Genomic DNA, 15,662 nt, shown 5'->3' on the forward strand with positions numbered 1-15,662 from the left:
TCGGGACCACTCTCGTCGTCGCCAATGCCCATGTGGTCACGATGGACAGCGAGCGTTCCGAGCACCCCGTCGGCTACGTCGTGATCTCGGGCAACAAGATTGTCGACGTGGGGGCCGGAAAGGCTCCCGTGTACCCCAATGCGCACGTGATCGACGGCAACGGTTGCCTGATCACGCCCGGTCTGGTGAACACACATCATCATCTCTACCAATGGATCACCCGTGGCCTGGCAGCAGACTCGACGCTCTTCGAGTGGCTGACCACGCTGTACCCCGTCTGGGCGGGTATCGACGCCGACGCCGTCCACGTGGCGGCCACCGGCGGACTCACCTGGTTGGCAAAAACCGGATGTACGACCACCACCGACCACCACTACGTCGTTCCCCGTGACGCCGGCGACGTTTTCGAAGCCGAGATCACCGCCGCTGCGCAGGTTGGCCTTCGATTCCACCCGTGTCGTGGGTCGATGGACCTCGGTCAGAGTTCCGGCGGACTGCCACCGGATCACGTCGTGGAAAGACTCGACGACATCCTGACCGGCACGCAGTCGGTGATCGACCGCTGGCACGATCCGAATGCGGGGTCGATGCTGCAGATCGCGGTAGCTCCCTGCTCACCCTTCTCGGTGACGGAGTCACTGCTCCGAGAGTCCGCGACGCTGGCCCGCGAAAACGGCGTGCGAATGCACACGCATCTCGCCGAGACCCTGGACGAGGAAAGCTTCTGCCGAGAGCTTTTCGGTTGCACGCCGGTCGAATACATGGAACGCGTCGGCTGGGTGGGTCCGGACGTCTGGTACGCCCACGCAGTCCATCTCGACGACGCCGGTATCGAGACGATGGCGCGAACCGGAACTGCCGCGGCACACTGTCCGACCTCCAATGCGCGACTGGGGGCCGGTATCGCCCGTGCCGCCGATCTGGTGAAGGGCGGGGTCACCGTGGGGCTCGGTGTGGACGGCGCGGCGAGCAACGAAGCATGCAGTCTGATCGAGGAGTCTCGTCATGCGCTTCTGTTTGCTCGCGCCAAGGGCGGACCGCAGACGATGACGGTGCGAAAAGCCTTGGAATTGGGAACGATCGGCGGCGCACGAGTTCTGGGCCGCGAGGGCGAAATCGGATCGATCGAGGTCGGAAAACTTGCCGACCTGGCGGTGTGGAAACTCGACACCGTCGCGCATGCCGGCATCACCGATCCTGTGGCGGCGCTCGTACTCGGCTCGACGCCCCCGCTGAAGTTACTACTCGTCAACGGGCGAATCGTAGTTGCCGACGGACGAGTCACCACCGTCGACGAGGACGTCGTGGCCTCGGATGTCGCACGCGCACACCGCGACCTACTCGGAAAGGCTTGAGGCAGCGATGGATCTGCACAGCGTCGACGAAGTTCTGGTGCCGCGGACCCGCGCCGAGCTCCCCTGTGCCTCACCCGGTATCGGGTTCATCGGCGGCGGCACCTGGCTGTACTCGGAACCGCAGCCGCACCTGACCACTCTTGTCGACCTTGCGGGCTTCGACTGGAAAGCTGTCGCGGTCGGCGATCTCGGTCTCGAAATCGCGGCCACCTGCACCATCGAGGAACTGTGCCGCGCCGATCTTCCCACCACATGGTCCGCCGCAGCGCTGTTCCAACACTGCGCTGACGCACTGCTCGCATCGTGGAAGGTGTTGCGATACGCGACCGTCGGCGGCAACATCGCGCTCTCCTTCCCGGCCGGAGCGATGACGACTCTGTGCACCGCTCTCGATGCCGAACTGACGATCTGGCGTCCGGACGGTACCGAATACTCAGTCCCCGTAGTCGATTTCGTCATCGACGATTCTCGCAACGTGCTCGGCCCCGGCGAGATCATCCGCAGTATCCGGATTCCCGTGCATGCACTGACCGCACGTACCGCGATGCGAAAGCTGGCACAGACGTCACTCGGGCGATCGGCCGTAGCCGTTGCCGGACGATGCGGTGCCGACGGTTTCACACTGGCGATCACCGCCGCGACCCGCCGTCCGTACGCTCTGAAATTCGACGAACTCCCCGACGCCGCTGCACTTGCGGATGCGTTGCACAGCAGGATTCCGGAAGACGCTTACTTCACCGATGTCCATGGAACTGCGCCGTGGCGGAAGGCGATGACTGACCTTCTCGCCGAAGAAATCCGAGGTGAACTGGAATGAAGTACTCGGTGGACGGAGTTCCCCGCGACGACCAGCCCCGCCCCGGACAGTGCCTGCGAACCTTCCTCCGCGAGCACGGAGCGAACTCCGTCAAGAAGGGGTGCGATGCCGGAGACTGCGGCGCCTGCTCGGTTCTGGTCGACGGACACCCCACCCATTCGTGCATATTTCCCGCCCACCGCCTCGGCGGCCGCGACGTCGTCACCGCCGCCGGCCTCGGAACACCGGAGAAACTTCACCCCATTCAACAGGCATTCGTGGACGCCGGTGGATTCCAATGTGGTTTCTGTACAGCGGGAATGGTAGTCACCGCATCAGCGCTGTCGGTCGAACAAAAATCCGATCTCGCGTGCTCGATGAAAGGTAACCTGTGCCGTTGCACCGGTTATCGGTCCATTCGTGACGCCCTCGCGGGTACATCCAATACCGAGACCGCCAAAATAGGAGGGGCACAAGGGCGTTCCATCGCAGCCCCGGCGTCCGCACGCATCGTCACGGGGACCGAGCAGTACACCATGGACTTCTCCCCGGGTGAGAAGCCGATCGGCCTGCTTCACGTCGCAGTACTCGGCAGTCCGCACGCACACGCACACATAACCCGGATAGACACGGCAGCAGCGGAAGCGGCGCCGGGCGTCGCCGCGGTCCTCACCTTTCAGGACAGTCCGGACGTGCTGTTCTCGACCGCCCGGCACGAGGACCGCAACGACGATCCGGACGACACGCGGGTGTTCGACAGGACCGTCCGTTTCCGCGGCCAGCGCGTCGCCGCGGTCATCGCCGAAACCCCGACGCAGGCGGAACGTGCACTCTCGCTGATCGAAGTCGACTACGAGGTACTCGACGCGGTATTCGAACCAGATCTGGCGCGTTCCCCCGGCGCTCCGCTTCTGCACGGCGACAAAGACGAGAGCTCGCGGATCGCAGAAGTCCCTCGCAACGTGGTTGCCGCGCTTCACGATGGTGTCGGCGATCTGGACCGTGCGCTCGCGGATGCCACTGCAGTCGTCGAAGGTACGTGGAAAACTGCGCGAGTCCAGCACGTGGCCTTGGAAACTCACGGCGCAGTGGGGTGGCTCGACGAGGACGGCCGTCTCGTCATCAGAAGCAGCACACAGGTGCCGTTTCTGGTTCGGGACGAATTGGCGCACATCTTCGATCTCGATCGCAGCCGAATCCGGGTGTTCGCCAAGCGGGTCGGTGGAGGCTTCGGCGGGAAGCAGGAACTACTCACCGAAGATCTGGTCGCACTCGCCGTCCTGCGAACGGGTAGGCCCGTTGCTTACGAGTTCAGCCGCAGCGATCAGTTCACCATCGCACCGTCACGGCACCCGATGCGAGTTTCGGTTCGCGCCGGCGCCGATGCCGACGGAACTCTCACTGCACTGGCCATCGACGTCCTTTCCGACGCCGGGGCGTACGGGAACCATTCGATCGGAGTCATGTTCCACGGTTGCGCCGAATCCATGGCGGTCTATCGCGCTGCAACCAAACGCGTCGACGCCGAAGCGGTCTACACGAACAACGTTCCGTCCGGCGCCTTCCGTGGTTACGGGCTCGGCCAGATCATCTTCGCCGTCGAGTCGGCCATGGATCAGCTCGCTGATCGTCTCGGCATGGACCCCTTCGAGTTTCGGCGGCGAAACGTCGTCGTACCCGGAGACGATTTTGTCGACTGGCACGTCGAGGACGGTGATCTCGAATTCGGCAGCTACGGACTGGACCAGTGCATCGACCTCGTCGACAGTGCACTGTCGAGCGGACGCGGGGAGGCTGCACCGGCAGGGTCGCGTTGGCAGATCGGCCGGGGCATGGCAATTGCCATGATCGCGACGATCCCGCCGCGTGGTCACTTCTCCGACACCACCGTCGTACTCGAGGCCGACGGTCGGTACGTCGTGAACATCGGCACCGCTGAGTTCGGCAACGGAACCACCACGATTCACCAACAGATCGCGGCCACCGAATTGCGGACGACAGTCGATCGCATCACGATTGTTCAATCCGACACCGATGCCGGCGGATACGACACCGGAGCATTCGGGTCGACGGGAACGGTGGTCGCCGGCAAGGCGCTCCTGATCGCCTGCGAGCGCCTTCGCGAGCGGATACTGACCCGTGCGGTGCGATTGAGTGGCCGCGGCGCGCAGATCGACGATCTTTCGCCGGACGGGGTCGAAACGTCCCACGGTTGCCTCGATTTCGCGACGCTACTCGAAGGTGGCCCGCTCGCCGCTGACGGTCGCCACGACGGAACACCGCGCTCGGTCTCGTTCAACGTTCACGGTTTTCGCGTTGCCGTCGACACGGATACCGGCCGGGTGAAGATCCTGCAGTCGGTTCAGGCCGCCGATGCCGGCACCGTCATGAACCCGGCACAACTGCGAGGGCAGGTGGAAGGCGGTGTGGGACAGGCCCTCGGCGCTGCACTGTCGGAGGAAATCGTCATCGAAGAAGGCCGAGTGATCAATCCTCAGCTACGCAATTACCACGTTCCACAGATCGGAGATTTGCCGATCACCGAAGTACTGTTTGCCGACACGTACGACAAACTCGGGCCTTTCGGCGCAAAATCGATGAGTGAGGCCCCCTTCAATCCGGTAGCACCGGCGTTGGCAAACGCGATAGCCAACGCGTGTGGAGTGCGTATGTACTCCACACCGATGACACCGGATCGAGTGTGGAGCGAACTCCAGGCCAGAGCCTAGACTTCGCGCTCGAGCACTCGCTCGACTGCGTCGACCGCGTCGTCCAACTCACCGGTGGTCACCGTCAGCGCGGGACGGAATCTGATTCCTCTCTTCCCGGTTGGCAGTATCATCACATGCTCGTCTTCTCGCAGTCGCTGGACGACGCGATCACGAAGGTCACTGTCCACCAACGTAATCGCGCACATCAGACCACGACCGCGCGGCTCGGTCGCCGCCGCGTAGCGCCCGCAGACTTCGGTCAACCGGGCAAGGAGATGCGCACCTGTGAATCGCGCGCGGTCGATCAGTCGGTCCTGCTCGATGACTTCGAGTATCCGCCGGGCGCGCACCATGTCGGTGAGGTTGCCACCCCACGTCGAATTGATCCGGGAACTGACGTGAAACACATTGTCGTGCACTTCATCCACTCGACGGCCGGCCATGATGCCGCAGACCTGCGTTTTCTTACCGAAGGCCACCACATCCGGATGCAATCCCAATTGCTGATAGGCCCAAGCGGTTCCGGTGATTCCGCATCCCGTTTGCACCTCGTCGAGAATGAAGAGGGCGTCATTCTCACGACACAGCTCTTGCATCGCCTGCAGGAATTCCGGCCTGAGGTGATGGTCACCGCCTTCGCCTTGGATCGGCTCGGCGATGAAACAGGCTATATCGTCGGGGTTGTCGGAAAACGCTCGGCGCGCTTGCTCGAGAGCTTGCCTCTCCGCAGCTTCGACATCGCGACCGTCTGCGAGATACGGCGAGTCGATCCGGGGCCAGTCGAACTTGGGGAATCTCGCGACCTTGCCCGGTTCGGTATTGGTGAGCGACATCGTGTATCCGCTACGACCGTGGAAGGCCTCGGTCAAATGCAGGACCTTCGTCCCCAGATCGCTTGACAATCTACGGCTTTCGTTCAACCGACTCTTCCAGTCGAAGGCAACCTTGAGCGCATTTTCCACCGCAAGTGCCCCGCCGTCCACGAAGAACAAGTGTGGGAGCGCCGAATCGCCCAGGACCCGAGCGAAAGCCGCAACGAAGCGCGCCATAGGCTCGGTGTAGATGTCGGAATTACTCGGCTTGTTGGAGGCGACAACGGCCAATTCCTGCTGGAATTCCTCGTCGTCGGCGATCGCCGGGTGATTCATCCCCAGGGCGGAAGAGCCGAAGAAACCGAACATGTCCAGAAACTCGGTGCCGTCTCGCAGGTCGCGGAGATACGAACCCTGCGACCTTTGCACATCGAGAATCAGATCGAATCCGTCGACGAGAATGCTGGCCTTCAGCACCTCGTAGACCGGAAAGAGCGCACTGTCACCGAAGTCTCGCATCGCAGTACTCATACTGCGAAGATTATGTCAATTTTACGAAAGTGTCGACAGGAAGCCGTAAAAGTTACGGAACACCCCTCATTCGTCGTAAAAAGTTTGTAGGATGATGGTGCTTCGCGTGTTGACGTTGGCTGCCGTACGGATCTCCTGCAGCAATCGTTCCAACGCGCGAGGTGACGCCACCCGGACCAGGAGGACGTAGCTTTCGCTCCCGGCCACGGAGTGACACGAGACGACGGCCGGTAGATGACGCAAGCGAGCAGGCGCATCGTCGGGCTGCGAAGGATCGAGAGGAGTGATGGCGACAAATGCGGACAGATTATGACCGAGTGCCTCCGGATCGATCTTCGCCGAGTAGCCACGGATCACCTTGCGAGACTCCAATCGACGCACTCTCGACTGGACTGCAGAGATCGAGAGTCCTGCCTTCTCAGCAAGACTCGCGAGAGTGGCACGGCCGTCCAAGACCAATTCACGCATCAAAAGTCGATCGGTTTCGTCGACCGGAACCCCGGCAGCGTCACTGGTTTCTGTTTCTCGCACCTGCGCAGGCTAACGCAATCGGACATTCGTATGGTTGAAACCTGGGAGCTACGTGCACGGTTCGCAGCGGCCCTCGCCAAGATGTATGGCGACGAGGTCCCTGCTTACAACACCTTGGTAGATGTAACGATGCAGGTGAACCGTGATTTTGCCGCCGAACATCCGGATTCGGCGGAGCGCCTGGGCAGCCTGGCGAGAGTCAGCGCCGAGCGTCACGGCGCCATCAGACTGGGGACTCTCGACGAACTACGTGACGTAGCCACCGTCTTCGGCGGATTCGGTATGTTTCCGGTCGGCTACTACGACCTCCGGCTCACCGACTCCCCCATTCCCGTTGTCTCGACGGCGTTTCGCCCCACCGAACCTGCCGAACTCGCCCGGAACCCGTTCCGTGTTTTCACTTCGGTACTGACCGGCTCCGATTCCAGGTTCTTCGACACCGACCTCGCGCGTCGGATCACCGGGTTCCTGCGTCGCCGCACCCTGTTCTCTCCAGAACTTCTGCAGTGGGCACGGCAAGCGAACCGCGAGCGCGGCCTACCGGAGCCCGAGGCGACACAATTCGTCGAAGCGGCGACCTCGGCGTTTCGGCTCGGCACCGATCCCATCGACGCCGGTTGGTATCGCGAACTTGCCGCGATCTCACCTGTTGCCGCAGACATCGCCGGCCAGGGCTCGACACATGTCAACCACCTCACCCCGCGAGTGCTCGACATCGACGAGTTGTACCGCCGAATGACCGAGCGCGGCATCACCATGATCGACCGCATCCAAGGCCCACCGAGATGGAATGGACCGCCACTGCTTCTGCGGCAGACGTCGTTTCGCGCACTCGCCGAAGACAGACGTTTTCGGCGGCCGGACGGATCGGTCACCACAGAACCTGTCCGCGTCAGATTCGGCGAGGTCGAGGCACGCGGAATCGCGTTGACCCCCAGCGGGCGTGCAATCTACGACCGACTGATCGCAAAGCCCGCGGACGCCGACTGGGACAGCGAATTTCCGCACACCGAGGACGGACTCGACGACGCGGGGTTGGCGTACTTCACGTTCCGAAACGAAGGAACTGTTGTCGTCCGCGACCCGATCGTCTACGAGGACTTCCTACCGGCGTCCGCGGCCGGGATCTTCGCGTCCAATCTCGATTCCGTGACCGGATTCGTTTCCGATGCGCCCGGCGCCGAATACGGGCAGGATCGATTGGAGGGCGCCCTCGACCGCACCATCGAAGATCCGTTCGAGCTGTACCGCGCACAACAAGAGGCATCACGTGCCCTGCTTTCTCCCGCCAACAACCACTCCCGCCTACAAACACTCCCGCCTTCAAACACAGAGGACTCCCCGTGAACCTGCCTGATCCTTCGAGCCTCGCCGATCGCGCCGAGAGAGCCCTCGCTGCCTGTGGCGTCGAGTGGCCCGCCGGTGATCTGAGCGCACACACGCCGATCACCGGCACACAGCTGCGTACGGTCCGGCAGCACTCCGGCCGAGAGGTCGACGACGCCGTCGAGGCGGCTCATCGAGCGTTCCTCACCTGGCGCACCGTCCCCGCTCCGGCGCGCGGCGCGGTGGTGCGGCGGCTGGGCAGCCTACTTACCGAGCACAAGGAGGATCTCGCGGAGATCGTGACGCTGGAGGCAGGCAAGGTCACCTCGGAAGCTCTAGGCGAGGTACAGGAGATGATCGACATCTGCGAGTTCGCGGTCGGTCTCTCCAGGCAGCTCTACGGGCGCACCATGCCGTCCGAACGTCCCGGCCACCGGTTGTCGGAAACGTGGCACCCGCTCGGCGTTGTCGGGGTCATCTCTGCGTTCAACTTTCCGGTAGCGGTGTGGTCGTGGAATACCGCCATTGCTCTGGTCTGCGGCGACTCCGTCGTCTGGAAGCCTTCGGAAACCACTCCGTTGACCGCTCTGGCATGTCATGCGCTCCTGCGGCGTGCGCTCGCGGATTGTGAAGCACCGATCGACGTGCACCAGTTGGTCGTCGGCGGACGTGACGTCGGTGAGGCGCTGGTGGACAACCCACTCGTGGCCTTGGTCAGCGCCACGGGTTCTGTGCGGATGGGCCGCGCCGTGGCTCCGCGGGTCGCCGCGCGCTTCGGACGAAGTCTTCTGGAGTTGGGTGGGAACAACGCCGCAGTCGTCACGCCGTCGGCGGATCTCGAGCTTGCCGTGCGCGGAATTGTCTTCTCCGCCGCGGGAACTGCCGGGCAGCGCTGCACCTCACTGCGCCGACTCATCGTTCACGAGTCGATCGCCGACAACGTCGTCGATCGCATTGCGTCCGCGTACGCGCAACTCCAGGTCGGTAGTCCCTTCGATTCCGGTGTTCTGGTCGGACCGCTGATCAACGAAGCCGCGTACGAGGCAATGCAGAAGTCCCTCTCGGCCGCGCGCGGCGACGGCGGAACCGTGGTGTGTGGCGGTGATCGCGTCGGCGAATCCGGGTTCTACGTGACACCTGCTCTCGTTCGCATGCCCGCACAGACCGAGGTGGTACGGGCGGAAACATTTGCACCCATCCTCTATGTCTTGACCTACACCGACTTCGACGACGCTATTGCGCTGCACAACGGTGTACCTCAAGGACTTTCATCCTCGATCTTCACACTCGATCAGCGAGAAGCAGAGCGCTTCCTCGCCGCCGACGGCTCCGATTGCGGCATCGCGAACGTGAACATCGGAACGTCCGGTGCGGAGATCGGCGGCGCATTCGGCGGCGAGAAGGAGACGGGCGGCGGACGCGAATCGGGTTCGGATTCATGGAAGGCCTACATGCGCCGAGCCACCAATACCGTCAACTACTCGGACCAGTTGCCGCTGGCTCAAGGCGTCGAGTTCGGCTGAACGCGTTCTGGGCAAAATCGGCGATCGCTTCGATCAACTCCGGGAGCGTCGACAACTGCGGGGCGTGGTCGGTGTCCAGGCTGACCACCTGGGCACCGGGAACAAGTTTTTGCATGGCACGTTGAGCTTCGATCGGCACGGTTCGATCGAGCGTGCATTCGACATACAAACGCGGGACGGTTCCGAATCGTTCTTCCGTCCAGACGGGTGCCATCAGGCGGGCCGACTCCAGTTGTGGAACGAGCATGCGGGCGGCGAAGATCGCATCAGCCACCGGCGCTTCGTGGAAGAACACAGCGGCACCGGCTTCGGGCGGAACCACCGTCGCATTCCCGTCGTCCACGGGGACCAACCAACGTGAGATCCCGACCGGACTTGCCAGACCGACTTCGATGCAGAGCATCCCGAAGTCCATCTGCGATGGAAGCATCATCCCCGCGACGTAAACAAGACCCGCTACCCGCGAAGGCAGTAACTCAGCCACCTGCGAGGCCACGATGCCTCCGCCGGAGTGACCGACGAGGGTGCACTGCCCGTCCAGGGACTCGACGACTGCCACAACATGTTCGGCAACTACGTCGAGATCGATCACGTCGTCGGGGTTCCAACTTCCCGAGCCTGGAAGCTCCACCACAACGGGATTGAAGCCGGCCGATGTCAGTGGGCCACACACACGATCCCAGACCCAACCGCCGGCCCACGCTCCGTGGATGAGGACGATGTTCCGTGCACTCACTGCTTGATCTCGAGCTCTGCAGCCGAAAGTACCCGAGCCGCCTCACGACCTGCGGCGGCGTTGGACTTTCCCTGCCTCGACCCGGCCAATTTGGCCTTGATGTGATCGCGAACGGTAATGGATTCGTACTCCAAGCCGGAGTCGTCCTGAAAACTCGGCAGAGTCGCAATCACCGCGTCGACGTTTCCGTCGTGGAAGAAGGCCGCCGATCGCCGACGCTTGATGGTGCCGTTCACCACCGGAGGCGCAACTCGGTGCAGCGTGGACATCCACCTGTCGTTGGTCAGTCGCGCGGTGAGATCCCCGAGATTGACCAGTAGCGCGCCGTCGACCGGCCAGACATCGTGCCAGCGTCGGTCGCTCCCGAGTACTTGCAAACCTTCGACCTGATCCGCCCACAGCACGGTGACCAGCCCGAAATCGGTATGTTCGCCCATACCCTTCAACTCACCGTCCAATGTCACCGTCCCTTCGGGTAATGCGTAGTTGTTCATCCGCAGTACGTCGATGGAATGATCGGTGATCGACTCGAAGAATCCTGGGGTCAGACCGAGCGCATCTTCGAAAATGGTGGTCAGTGTGCGTGCCACCCGCTCGCCATGGGCATAGTAATTCTCCACTCGTTCCGTGAAACCTGGCACTGCGGGCCACAGATTGATTCCGTAATCATCCTCCGACAGTTCGAGTTCGGTGAATGATCTGGCTTCGGTTCCGACGTTGAAGGCCTCGAAGAAGTCATTCATCCGAGTCGCGGATTCGACGCCGAGGCTCAAGCTCAGCGACTCGCTCTTGGGCGGGCTGTACCCACGATTCGCGCCCTCGATTCGGTAGCCCGACTTCGTCTCCATCGGCAGTCCGAAGAAGTCGTCCATGGCTTCGGCGAGGCCGGAAGAAACATCGGTCGGAACACCGTGGCCCCGAATCTGGATGAAACCGACAGTCCGACAGGCATGGTCGACTTCGGCGGCCACTCGCGCCTTGTCCTGGTCGGCACCACCGAGCACGTAGGGCGAGATGTCGATGACGGGAACTTCGAAGGGATCAGACTGGGACTGTGACACTGGCGTCTCCTGCAGAGCTGGTGGCGGGTTCAGATTTTGCAGTGGCATGGAGGCTCTCTCGCGATCGCCTCGCGAGTTCACCGAGTCGGGTGTGATTGAACAGCAGATTGAGTGAAAAGGCAGAGGCCGCAGCCAAGGTGATGCCGCTACCGAGGAGGATCTGAGCCGAGGAGGGGAATCGCTCGAACATCCCCTCCGCAAATTCCGGCAGAATACCGATTCCGACGGATACAGCAGCGATCGTGGTGTTGATCGGGTCACTGAGATCGACCTTGCGCAGTGTGTTGATTCCGACCACGGCGACAGTGGAGAACAAGATGATTCCGACGCCGCCGACCACCGGATCAGGCAGGGCTGCAACTACTTCACCCATTCGCGGGATGAGGCCGAGGACGATCAGAATGGCACCGCTGGTAGCGGTCACGTACCGGCTGTACACCCGGGTCGTGGCAACGGCGCCGACATTCTGCGAGAAAACGGTGTCGACAAAGGCATTGAAGATTCCGCCCAGAACTCCCGACATGCCGTCGGCCACCAGCCCGCGTGCGAGATCTGCTTTTTTCAAAGGCTTTCCGGTGATCTCGCTGACCGCCAGCATGCTCGCCGTCGATTCTGCGAAGACGACTGCCATGACGATACTCATCGCCACCACGGCGGTGACGGGAAACTCCGGAGCGCCGAAGTGGAACGGCATCGGGAAGCCCACCCAGGCCGAGCCGCCGACGCCACTCAGATCGATCAGACCCATCGGGATGGCGATCACGGTACCGATCACCAGTGCCATCAGTACACCGAGTTGCGTCCACATCCCGCGACCGAGGCAGATGAACGCCACCGCGACCACAACGACTGCGGCAGCCAGCGCCAGATTCTTCGGATCGGCGAACGACGGGGAGGTCGGGTCGTTTCCGACGATCAGTCCTCCCGCGACACCGATCAACGAGATGCCGATGACTGTGAGGACGACGCCGGTGACCAGGGGTGGGAAGTATCGGACGATTTTGGCGAACGGGACGGCCAACGCTATGCCGACCACGCCACCGACCAGCATGGACCCGTACACGGCCTGCAGGCCGTACTCCTTGGCGATCAGAATCATCGGCGTCAGCCCGGCGAACGTCGCACCGCAGACGATCGGCAGGCGGACACCGGCAACCTTGCCGACGCCCAGGCTCTGAATGATCGTGATGATGCCTGCAACGAGCAAGTCCGCACTGATCAGCATCGCGACCGTGCTGCGGTCCAGCCCGACTGCGGCACCGAATACCAGCGGAACCGTGATGCAACCGGTGTACATGATGAGGACGTGCTGAAGAGCAAAAGCAGACTGGCGGGCAATGGGGAGCCGCTGGTCGACTGGATGGATGGCCATGCGCCGATCTCCGTCCGAAGCTGGAAGTGTTTCGTGTACGGGACTATTCAGCACGTCGATAATTTCTTACCGTGGTCGAATTTGTTTCGTCTGTGTAATCAAAACTTTCACCAGAGCACTGCTATCTTCGGCACATGGACGACGACCAGAGAGCGATAGCGACCGCAATCGGGGCAGCCGTGCGGACAGCGAGAAAAGAAGCCGGTTTGACGTTGCGTGAGGTTGCCGTGAAGTCAGGGTTGTCGCAGCCATTCCTGAGCCAAACCGAAAACGGGCACGCAGTACCCAGCGTCATGAACCTTCATCGCCTCGCGCAATCTCTCGGCACCACGGCGCACTCACTCTTGGCACAGGGCGAGCGAACCCCGTCCAGCCTCGTCCGCGCCGGCGAGGGGCGAACCTTCGAACTGGCACACGATTCGGTGATCCGATTCTGCTCGACCGGTTCACGGACCATGGAACCCAACGAGATCACGGCAGCACCTCACTCCGAGGCAGGTGAGCACACCGAGCATGCCGGCGAAGAATTCATTCATGTTCTCGAAGGATCTGTCGAGGTCGAGGTCGGGCTGGACGAGCATCACGTTCTTCATGTCGGCGATACCCTCCTCTACACCTCGACCATCCCGCATCGGTGGTTCAATCGCACCGCTGCAGTTGCGAGATTCCTCATCGTGAGTTCACCGCCGTCCTTCTAGATACGCCACCGCTGCAGTTCCACACCACAACCCCGGCTCACGGCTTACCCTGACAGCGTGACCAAGTGGCCGGAACTTGCGCGTGAGATCGCCGATACCGTTCTGTTTCCCGTCGCCGACAGCGTCGACGCCGACGGAGAAATCCCCAGCAGCCATTTCGACGCGCTCGCCGCCGACGGCTTCTACGGCATCGCCGCCCTCGGTGAGGGTGGCCCCAGCAGCGAAGAACTGGTCGAGGTCCTCGAAACCTTGTGCGGCGGTTGCCTCGCGACGACGTTCACCTGGATGCAGCATCACGGCGTCGTCGGAGCCCTGGCAGCGAGTACCAATACGTCTCTGCGCGAACAATACTGGGACGGTCTGGTTTCCGGCACGATTCGCGGTGGGGTTGCCTATGCCGGCGCCATCCCCCGCCCACCGCTCCTGTGGGCGAAGCGGGTGAACGACGGCTACGTCCTCGACGGGATCGCACCCTTCGTCACCGGTTGGGGCATCGTCGATGTTCTCTTGGTGTCGGCGCGCGACGAGTTCGACAATTCCATCGTTCATTCCGTCGTACCGGTGGGCGAGGCCCCGGGTCTGACGATCGAGGAGCTTCCACTGATCGCGGCGCGCGGGAGCAACACCGTCCGAATCGTGTTCGACGCTTTCGAAATTCCCGATACCGACGTCTGTGCTGTCGTCAGCGACGAACAGTTCCAGAGCACCCAACTCCCCGGCTTGTGGCTCAATGGCGCGATGGCCATGGGCATCACCCGCCGCGCCGTGACCGAACTCGCGGATCTGGGAGTCGACGCCGACGCGTTCGAAGAACAAGCCGCCCGGGCGCGCGCCGATCTCGATGCAGCACTGCGCGGCGGCGGCGACATGTCGGCCGCACGCGCCCGCGCATCGGAACTTGCGATACGAGCATCGGCCGCGCTCGTCACTGCGACCGGAAGCCGCGCCCTCGTCGGCAGCAACACCCCCGAGCGGCTCATGCGAGAAGCCACCTTCACTCTTGTCGCGGCTGGTCGACCGGAGATCAAGACAGCTCTCGTGGAACGACTCAGCGGATACTGAGTCTGCACGGTTGCACTCGATTACGCTGGGGCTCATGACCAGTGGAGAACCAGTACTCATCCCGGCCGGAACCGTGTTCACGCCGGAGGACCTGACGTTCTATGCCGATCGCGACTCCCGCAGTCTCGACGACGCCATCGCCGAAGCCGACCTTCTTGTCAGTTGCCCACACTCGGGTTCCGCGATTCCAGCAGAACTCTCACGTTTTCTCGCACCCGAGTTCACACAGCGGCTGCAATTCGACTTCACCGACATGTCCACCAGTCCCATCGTGCGCCGTTGGGCCGAAATAGATTCGCGCATCGTGTACGTGGAGAATCCGCACCCTCGCATGATTCGCGATCCCAACCGTGCGAAGCCCGAAAACCTGGAAGCGTCACTGCGCGAAGCCTTCGCCCGCGTCCACAAGGCCGGTGCAGGCAACAAAGCAGACCTCACCGGCGTCGACGCAGTTCGCCCTGTCACGTTCTCGTTCTACCCCCTGTTGCTCGAGCCGACCGACGACGCGGGCTGGAAGAACCTCGCCGAGACCTTCACCGAGACAGCCGAACACGGTTTGGGTGTCTACGAAAGAACTCGCGACGCACTGATCGAAGGCATGGTGGAGAAGAGCTTCGAACTCGGTCGATCGTTCACGACGTTGTCGTTCCACGACACGATGAACCACACCACCCGGCGGGACGGCGCCGTCAATGTCGAACGGCCGGAAGCAGATCGACTCCCCGACGTCGTCGCACTCTCCAATCGTGGCGACCACCACGGCAATCGACGCGGCGACAATCCCGTGACGATGGATCCGGAGCTCATTCGCACACTTGCGGTCTCACATCGCAAGGGATTTCAGGTCGACGATCCAGATGCCGTCGCTCTCAATCAGCCGTACCTCGGCAGTTTCGAAATCATCCGAGCCGGAGCCAGATTCGCCGAATTGAGCGCCCGCGCCGCCGAAGCCGGGATCACGTTGAGTGCGGTTCAGGCCGAATTCAAACGAGAATTCCTACTGGGGAACGAACTGGCCGCATACATCATGAAACCCGGCCTCGACTGGCCTACACCCGACGCCGAACGGGTGGACCAGCTCGCCCACGCGTGCAAGGCGAGCTGGGACCACTACCGCAACAGCTGACTCAGCGATATCACTCAGGCTG

The 15,662-nt window shown here is 62.4% G+C and carries 13 protein-coding genes; 8 read left to right on the plus strand and 5 right to left on the minus strand.

Translation table 11 applies throughout. From position 1 onward, the window contains the following. The first annotated feature begins 41 nt into the window (after positions 1-41). Genes EEB12_RS05075 through EEB12_RS05085 form a run of 3 tightly spaced genes read left to right on the plus strand, consistent with a single transcriptional unit; the run spans position 42 to position 4,880 of the window. Positions 42-1,355, plus strand: a complete 1,314-nt coding sequence (locus tag EEB12_RS05075) for an 8-oxoguanine deaminase (protein WP_258537542.1) — start codon at positions 42-44, stop codon at positions 1,353-1,355. 7 nt (positions 1,356-1,362) lie between these two features. Continuing rightward, a complete protein-coding gene (locus tag EEB12_RS05080) occupies positions 1,363-2,172 on the plus strand; it encodes an FAD binding domain-containing protein (protein ID WP_141487468.1) in 810 nt (269 codons plus the stop codon). Next, positions 2,169-4,880 carry a molybdopterin-dependent oxidoreductase gene (locus EEB12_RS05085; protein ID WP_141487469.1) on the plus strand — a complete coding sequence of 904 codons (2,712 nt, stop codon included), beginning with the start codon at positions 2,169-2,171 and terminating at the stop codon, positions 4,878-4,880. The genes EEB12_RS05080 and EEB12_RS05085 overlap by 4 nt, the downstream gene beginning before the upstream one ends. Here the strand turns inward: EEB12_RS05085 and lat are convergent. Further along, positions 4,877-6,205, minus strand: a complete 1,329-nt coding sequence (gene lat / locus EEB12_RS05090) for an L-lysine 6-transaminase (RefSeq protein WP_141487470.1) — start codon at positions 6,203-6,205, stop codon at positions 4,877-4,879. The genes EEB12_RS05085 and lat overlap by 4 nt on opposite strands. Before the next feature lie 66 nt (positions 6,206-6,271). After that, on the minus strand, positions 6,272-6,736 hold the full coding sequence (locus tag EEB12_RS05095; protein WP_019747732.1) for an Lrp/AsnC family transcriptional regulator: 465 nt from the start codon (positions 6,734-6,736) through the stop codon (positions 6,272-6,274). Between the two features lie 30 nt (positions 6,737-6,766). On the opposite strand from EEB12_RS05095, the gene EEB12_RS05100 reads away from it, so the two are divergent. Both EEB12_RS05100 and EEB12_RS05105 read left to right on the plus strand, forming a co-directional pair. Then, positions 6,767-8,083, plus strand: coding sequence for a VOC family protein (locus EEB12_RS05100; protein ID WP_141487471.1), 1,317 nt, complete (start codon positions 6,767-6,769; stop codon positions 8,081-8,083). Beyond that, positions 8,080-9,585 (plus strand): aldehyde dehydrogenase family protein, encoded by a 1,506-nt coding sequence (locus EEB12_RS05105; protein ID WP_021343689.1) that lies wholly within the window; start codon positions 8,080-8,082, stop codon positions 9,583-9,585. The genes EEB12_RS05100 and EEB12_RS05105 overlap by 4 nt, the downstream gene beginning before the upstream one ends. On the opposite strand, the gene EEB12_RS05110 is transcribed toward EEB12_RS05105, so the two are convergent. From EEB12_RS05110 to EEB12_RS05120, 3 genes are read right to left on the minus strand one after another with little or no spacing between them, the layout of a single operon-like run. After that, positions 9,536-10,321: an alpha/beta fold hydrolase gene (locus EEB12_RS05110; protein WP_031333145.1), complete on the minus strand. Its 786-nt coding sequence runs from the start codon at positions 10,319-10,321 to the stop codon at positions 9,536-9,538. The genes EEB12_RS05105 and EEB12_RS05110 overlap by 50 nt on opposite strands. Continuing rightward, entirely contained in the window at positions 10,318-11,382 is a 1,065-nt protein-coding gene (locus EEB12_RS05115; RefSeq protein WP_070796160.1) for an isopenicillin N synthase family dioxygenase, read from the minus strand. The genes EEB12_RS05110 and EEB12_RS05115 overlap by 4 nt, the downstream gene beginning before the upstream one ends. Beyond that, positions 11,363-12,754, minus strand: a complete 1,392-nt coding sequence (locus EEB12_RS05120) for a uracil-xanthine permease family protein (RefSeq protein WP_029255021.1) — start codon at positions 12,752-12,754, stop codon at positions 11,363-11,365. The genes EEB12_RS05115 and EEB12_RS05120 overlap by 20 nt, the downstream gene beginning before the upstream one ends. Before the next feature lie 134 nt (positions 12,755-12,888). Between EEB12_RS05120 and EEB12_RS05125 the strand changes: the two genes are divergently transcribed. From EEB12_RS05125 to EEB12_RS05135, 3 genes are read left to right on the plus strand one after another with little or no spacing between them, the layout of a single operon-like run. Continuing rightward, complete coding sequence (locus EEB12_RS05125) at positions 12,889-13,452, plus strand: helix-turn-helix domain-containing protein (RefSeq protein WP_003940980.1); 564 nt, start codon at positions 12,889-12,891, stop codon at positions 13,450-13,452. A gap of 57 nt (positions 13,453-13,509) precedes the next feature. After that, positions 13,510-14,514 carry an acyl-CoA dehydrogenase family protein gene (locus EEB12_RS05130; protein ID WP_020907059.1) on the plus strand — a complete coding sequence of 335 codons (1,005 nt, stop codon included), beginning with the start codon at positions 13,510-13,512 and terminating at the stop codon, positions 14,512-14,514. Positions 14,515-14,548: 34 nt separating this feature from the next. Further along, positions 14,549-15,640 carry an N-formylglutamate amidohydrolase gene (locus EEB12_RS05135; protein WP_020907058.1) on the plus strand — a complete coding sequence of 364 codons (1,092 nt, stop codon included), beginning with the start codon at positions 14,549-14,551 and terminating at the stop codon, positions 15,638-15,640. Positions 15,641-15,662 lie beyond the last annotated feature (22 nt).

The sequence above is a fragment of the Rhodococcus sp. WS1 genome (assembly GCF_003797745.1).
In the GTDB taxonomy this organism is placed as follows: Bacteria; Actinomycetota; Actinomycetes; order Mycobacteriales; family Mycobacteriaceae; genus Rhodococcus_F; species Rhodococcus_F erythropolis.

Excerpts from the sequence above, each read along its gene's own strand:
- EEB12_RS05135 (WP_020907058.1), top strand. The coding sequence starts at position 14,549 with ATGACCAGTGGAGAACCAGTACTCATCCCGGCCGGAACCGTGTTCACG.
- EEB12_RS05080 (WP_141487468.1), top strand. The coding sequence starts at position 1,363 with ATGGATCTGCACAGCGTCGACGAAGTTCTGGTGCCGCGGACCCGCGCC.
- EEB12_RS05085 (WP_141487469.1), top strand. The coding sequence starts at position 2,169 with ATGAAGTACTCGGTGGACGGAGTTCCCCGCGACGACCAGCCCCGCCCC.
- EEB12_RS05125 (WP_003940980.1), top strand. The coding sequence starts at position 12,889 with ATGGACGACGACCAGAGAGCGATAGCGACCGCAATCGGGGCAGCCGTG.
- EEB12_RS05100 (WP_141487471.1), top strand. The coding sequence starts at position 6,767 with ATGGTTGAAACCTGGGAGCTACGTGCACGGTTCGCAGCGGCCCTCGCC.
- lat (WP_141487470.1), bottom strand. The coding sequence starts at position 6,205 with ATGAGTACTGCGATGCGAGACTTCGGTGACAGTGCGCTCTTTCCGGTC.
- EEB12_RS05120 (WP_029255021.1), bottom strand. The coding sequence starts at position 12,754 with ATGGCCATCCATCCAGTCGACCAGCGGCTCCCCATTGCCCGCCAGTCT.
- EEB12_RS05075 (WP_258537542.1), top strand. The coding sequence starts at position 42 with ATGGACAGCGAGCGTTCCGAGCACCCCGTCGGCTACGTCGTGATCTCG.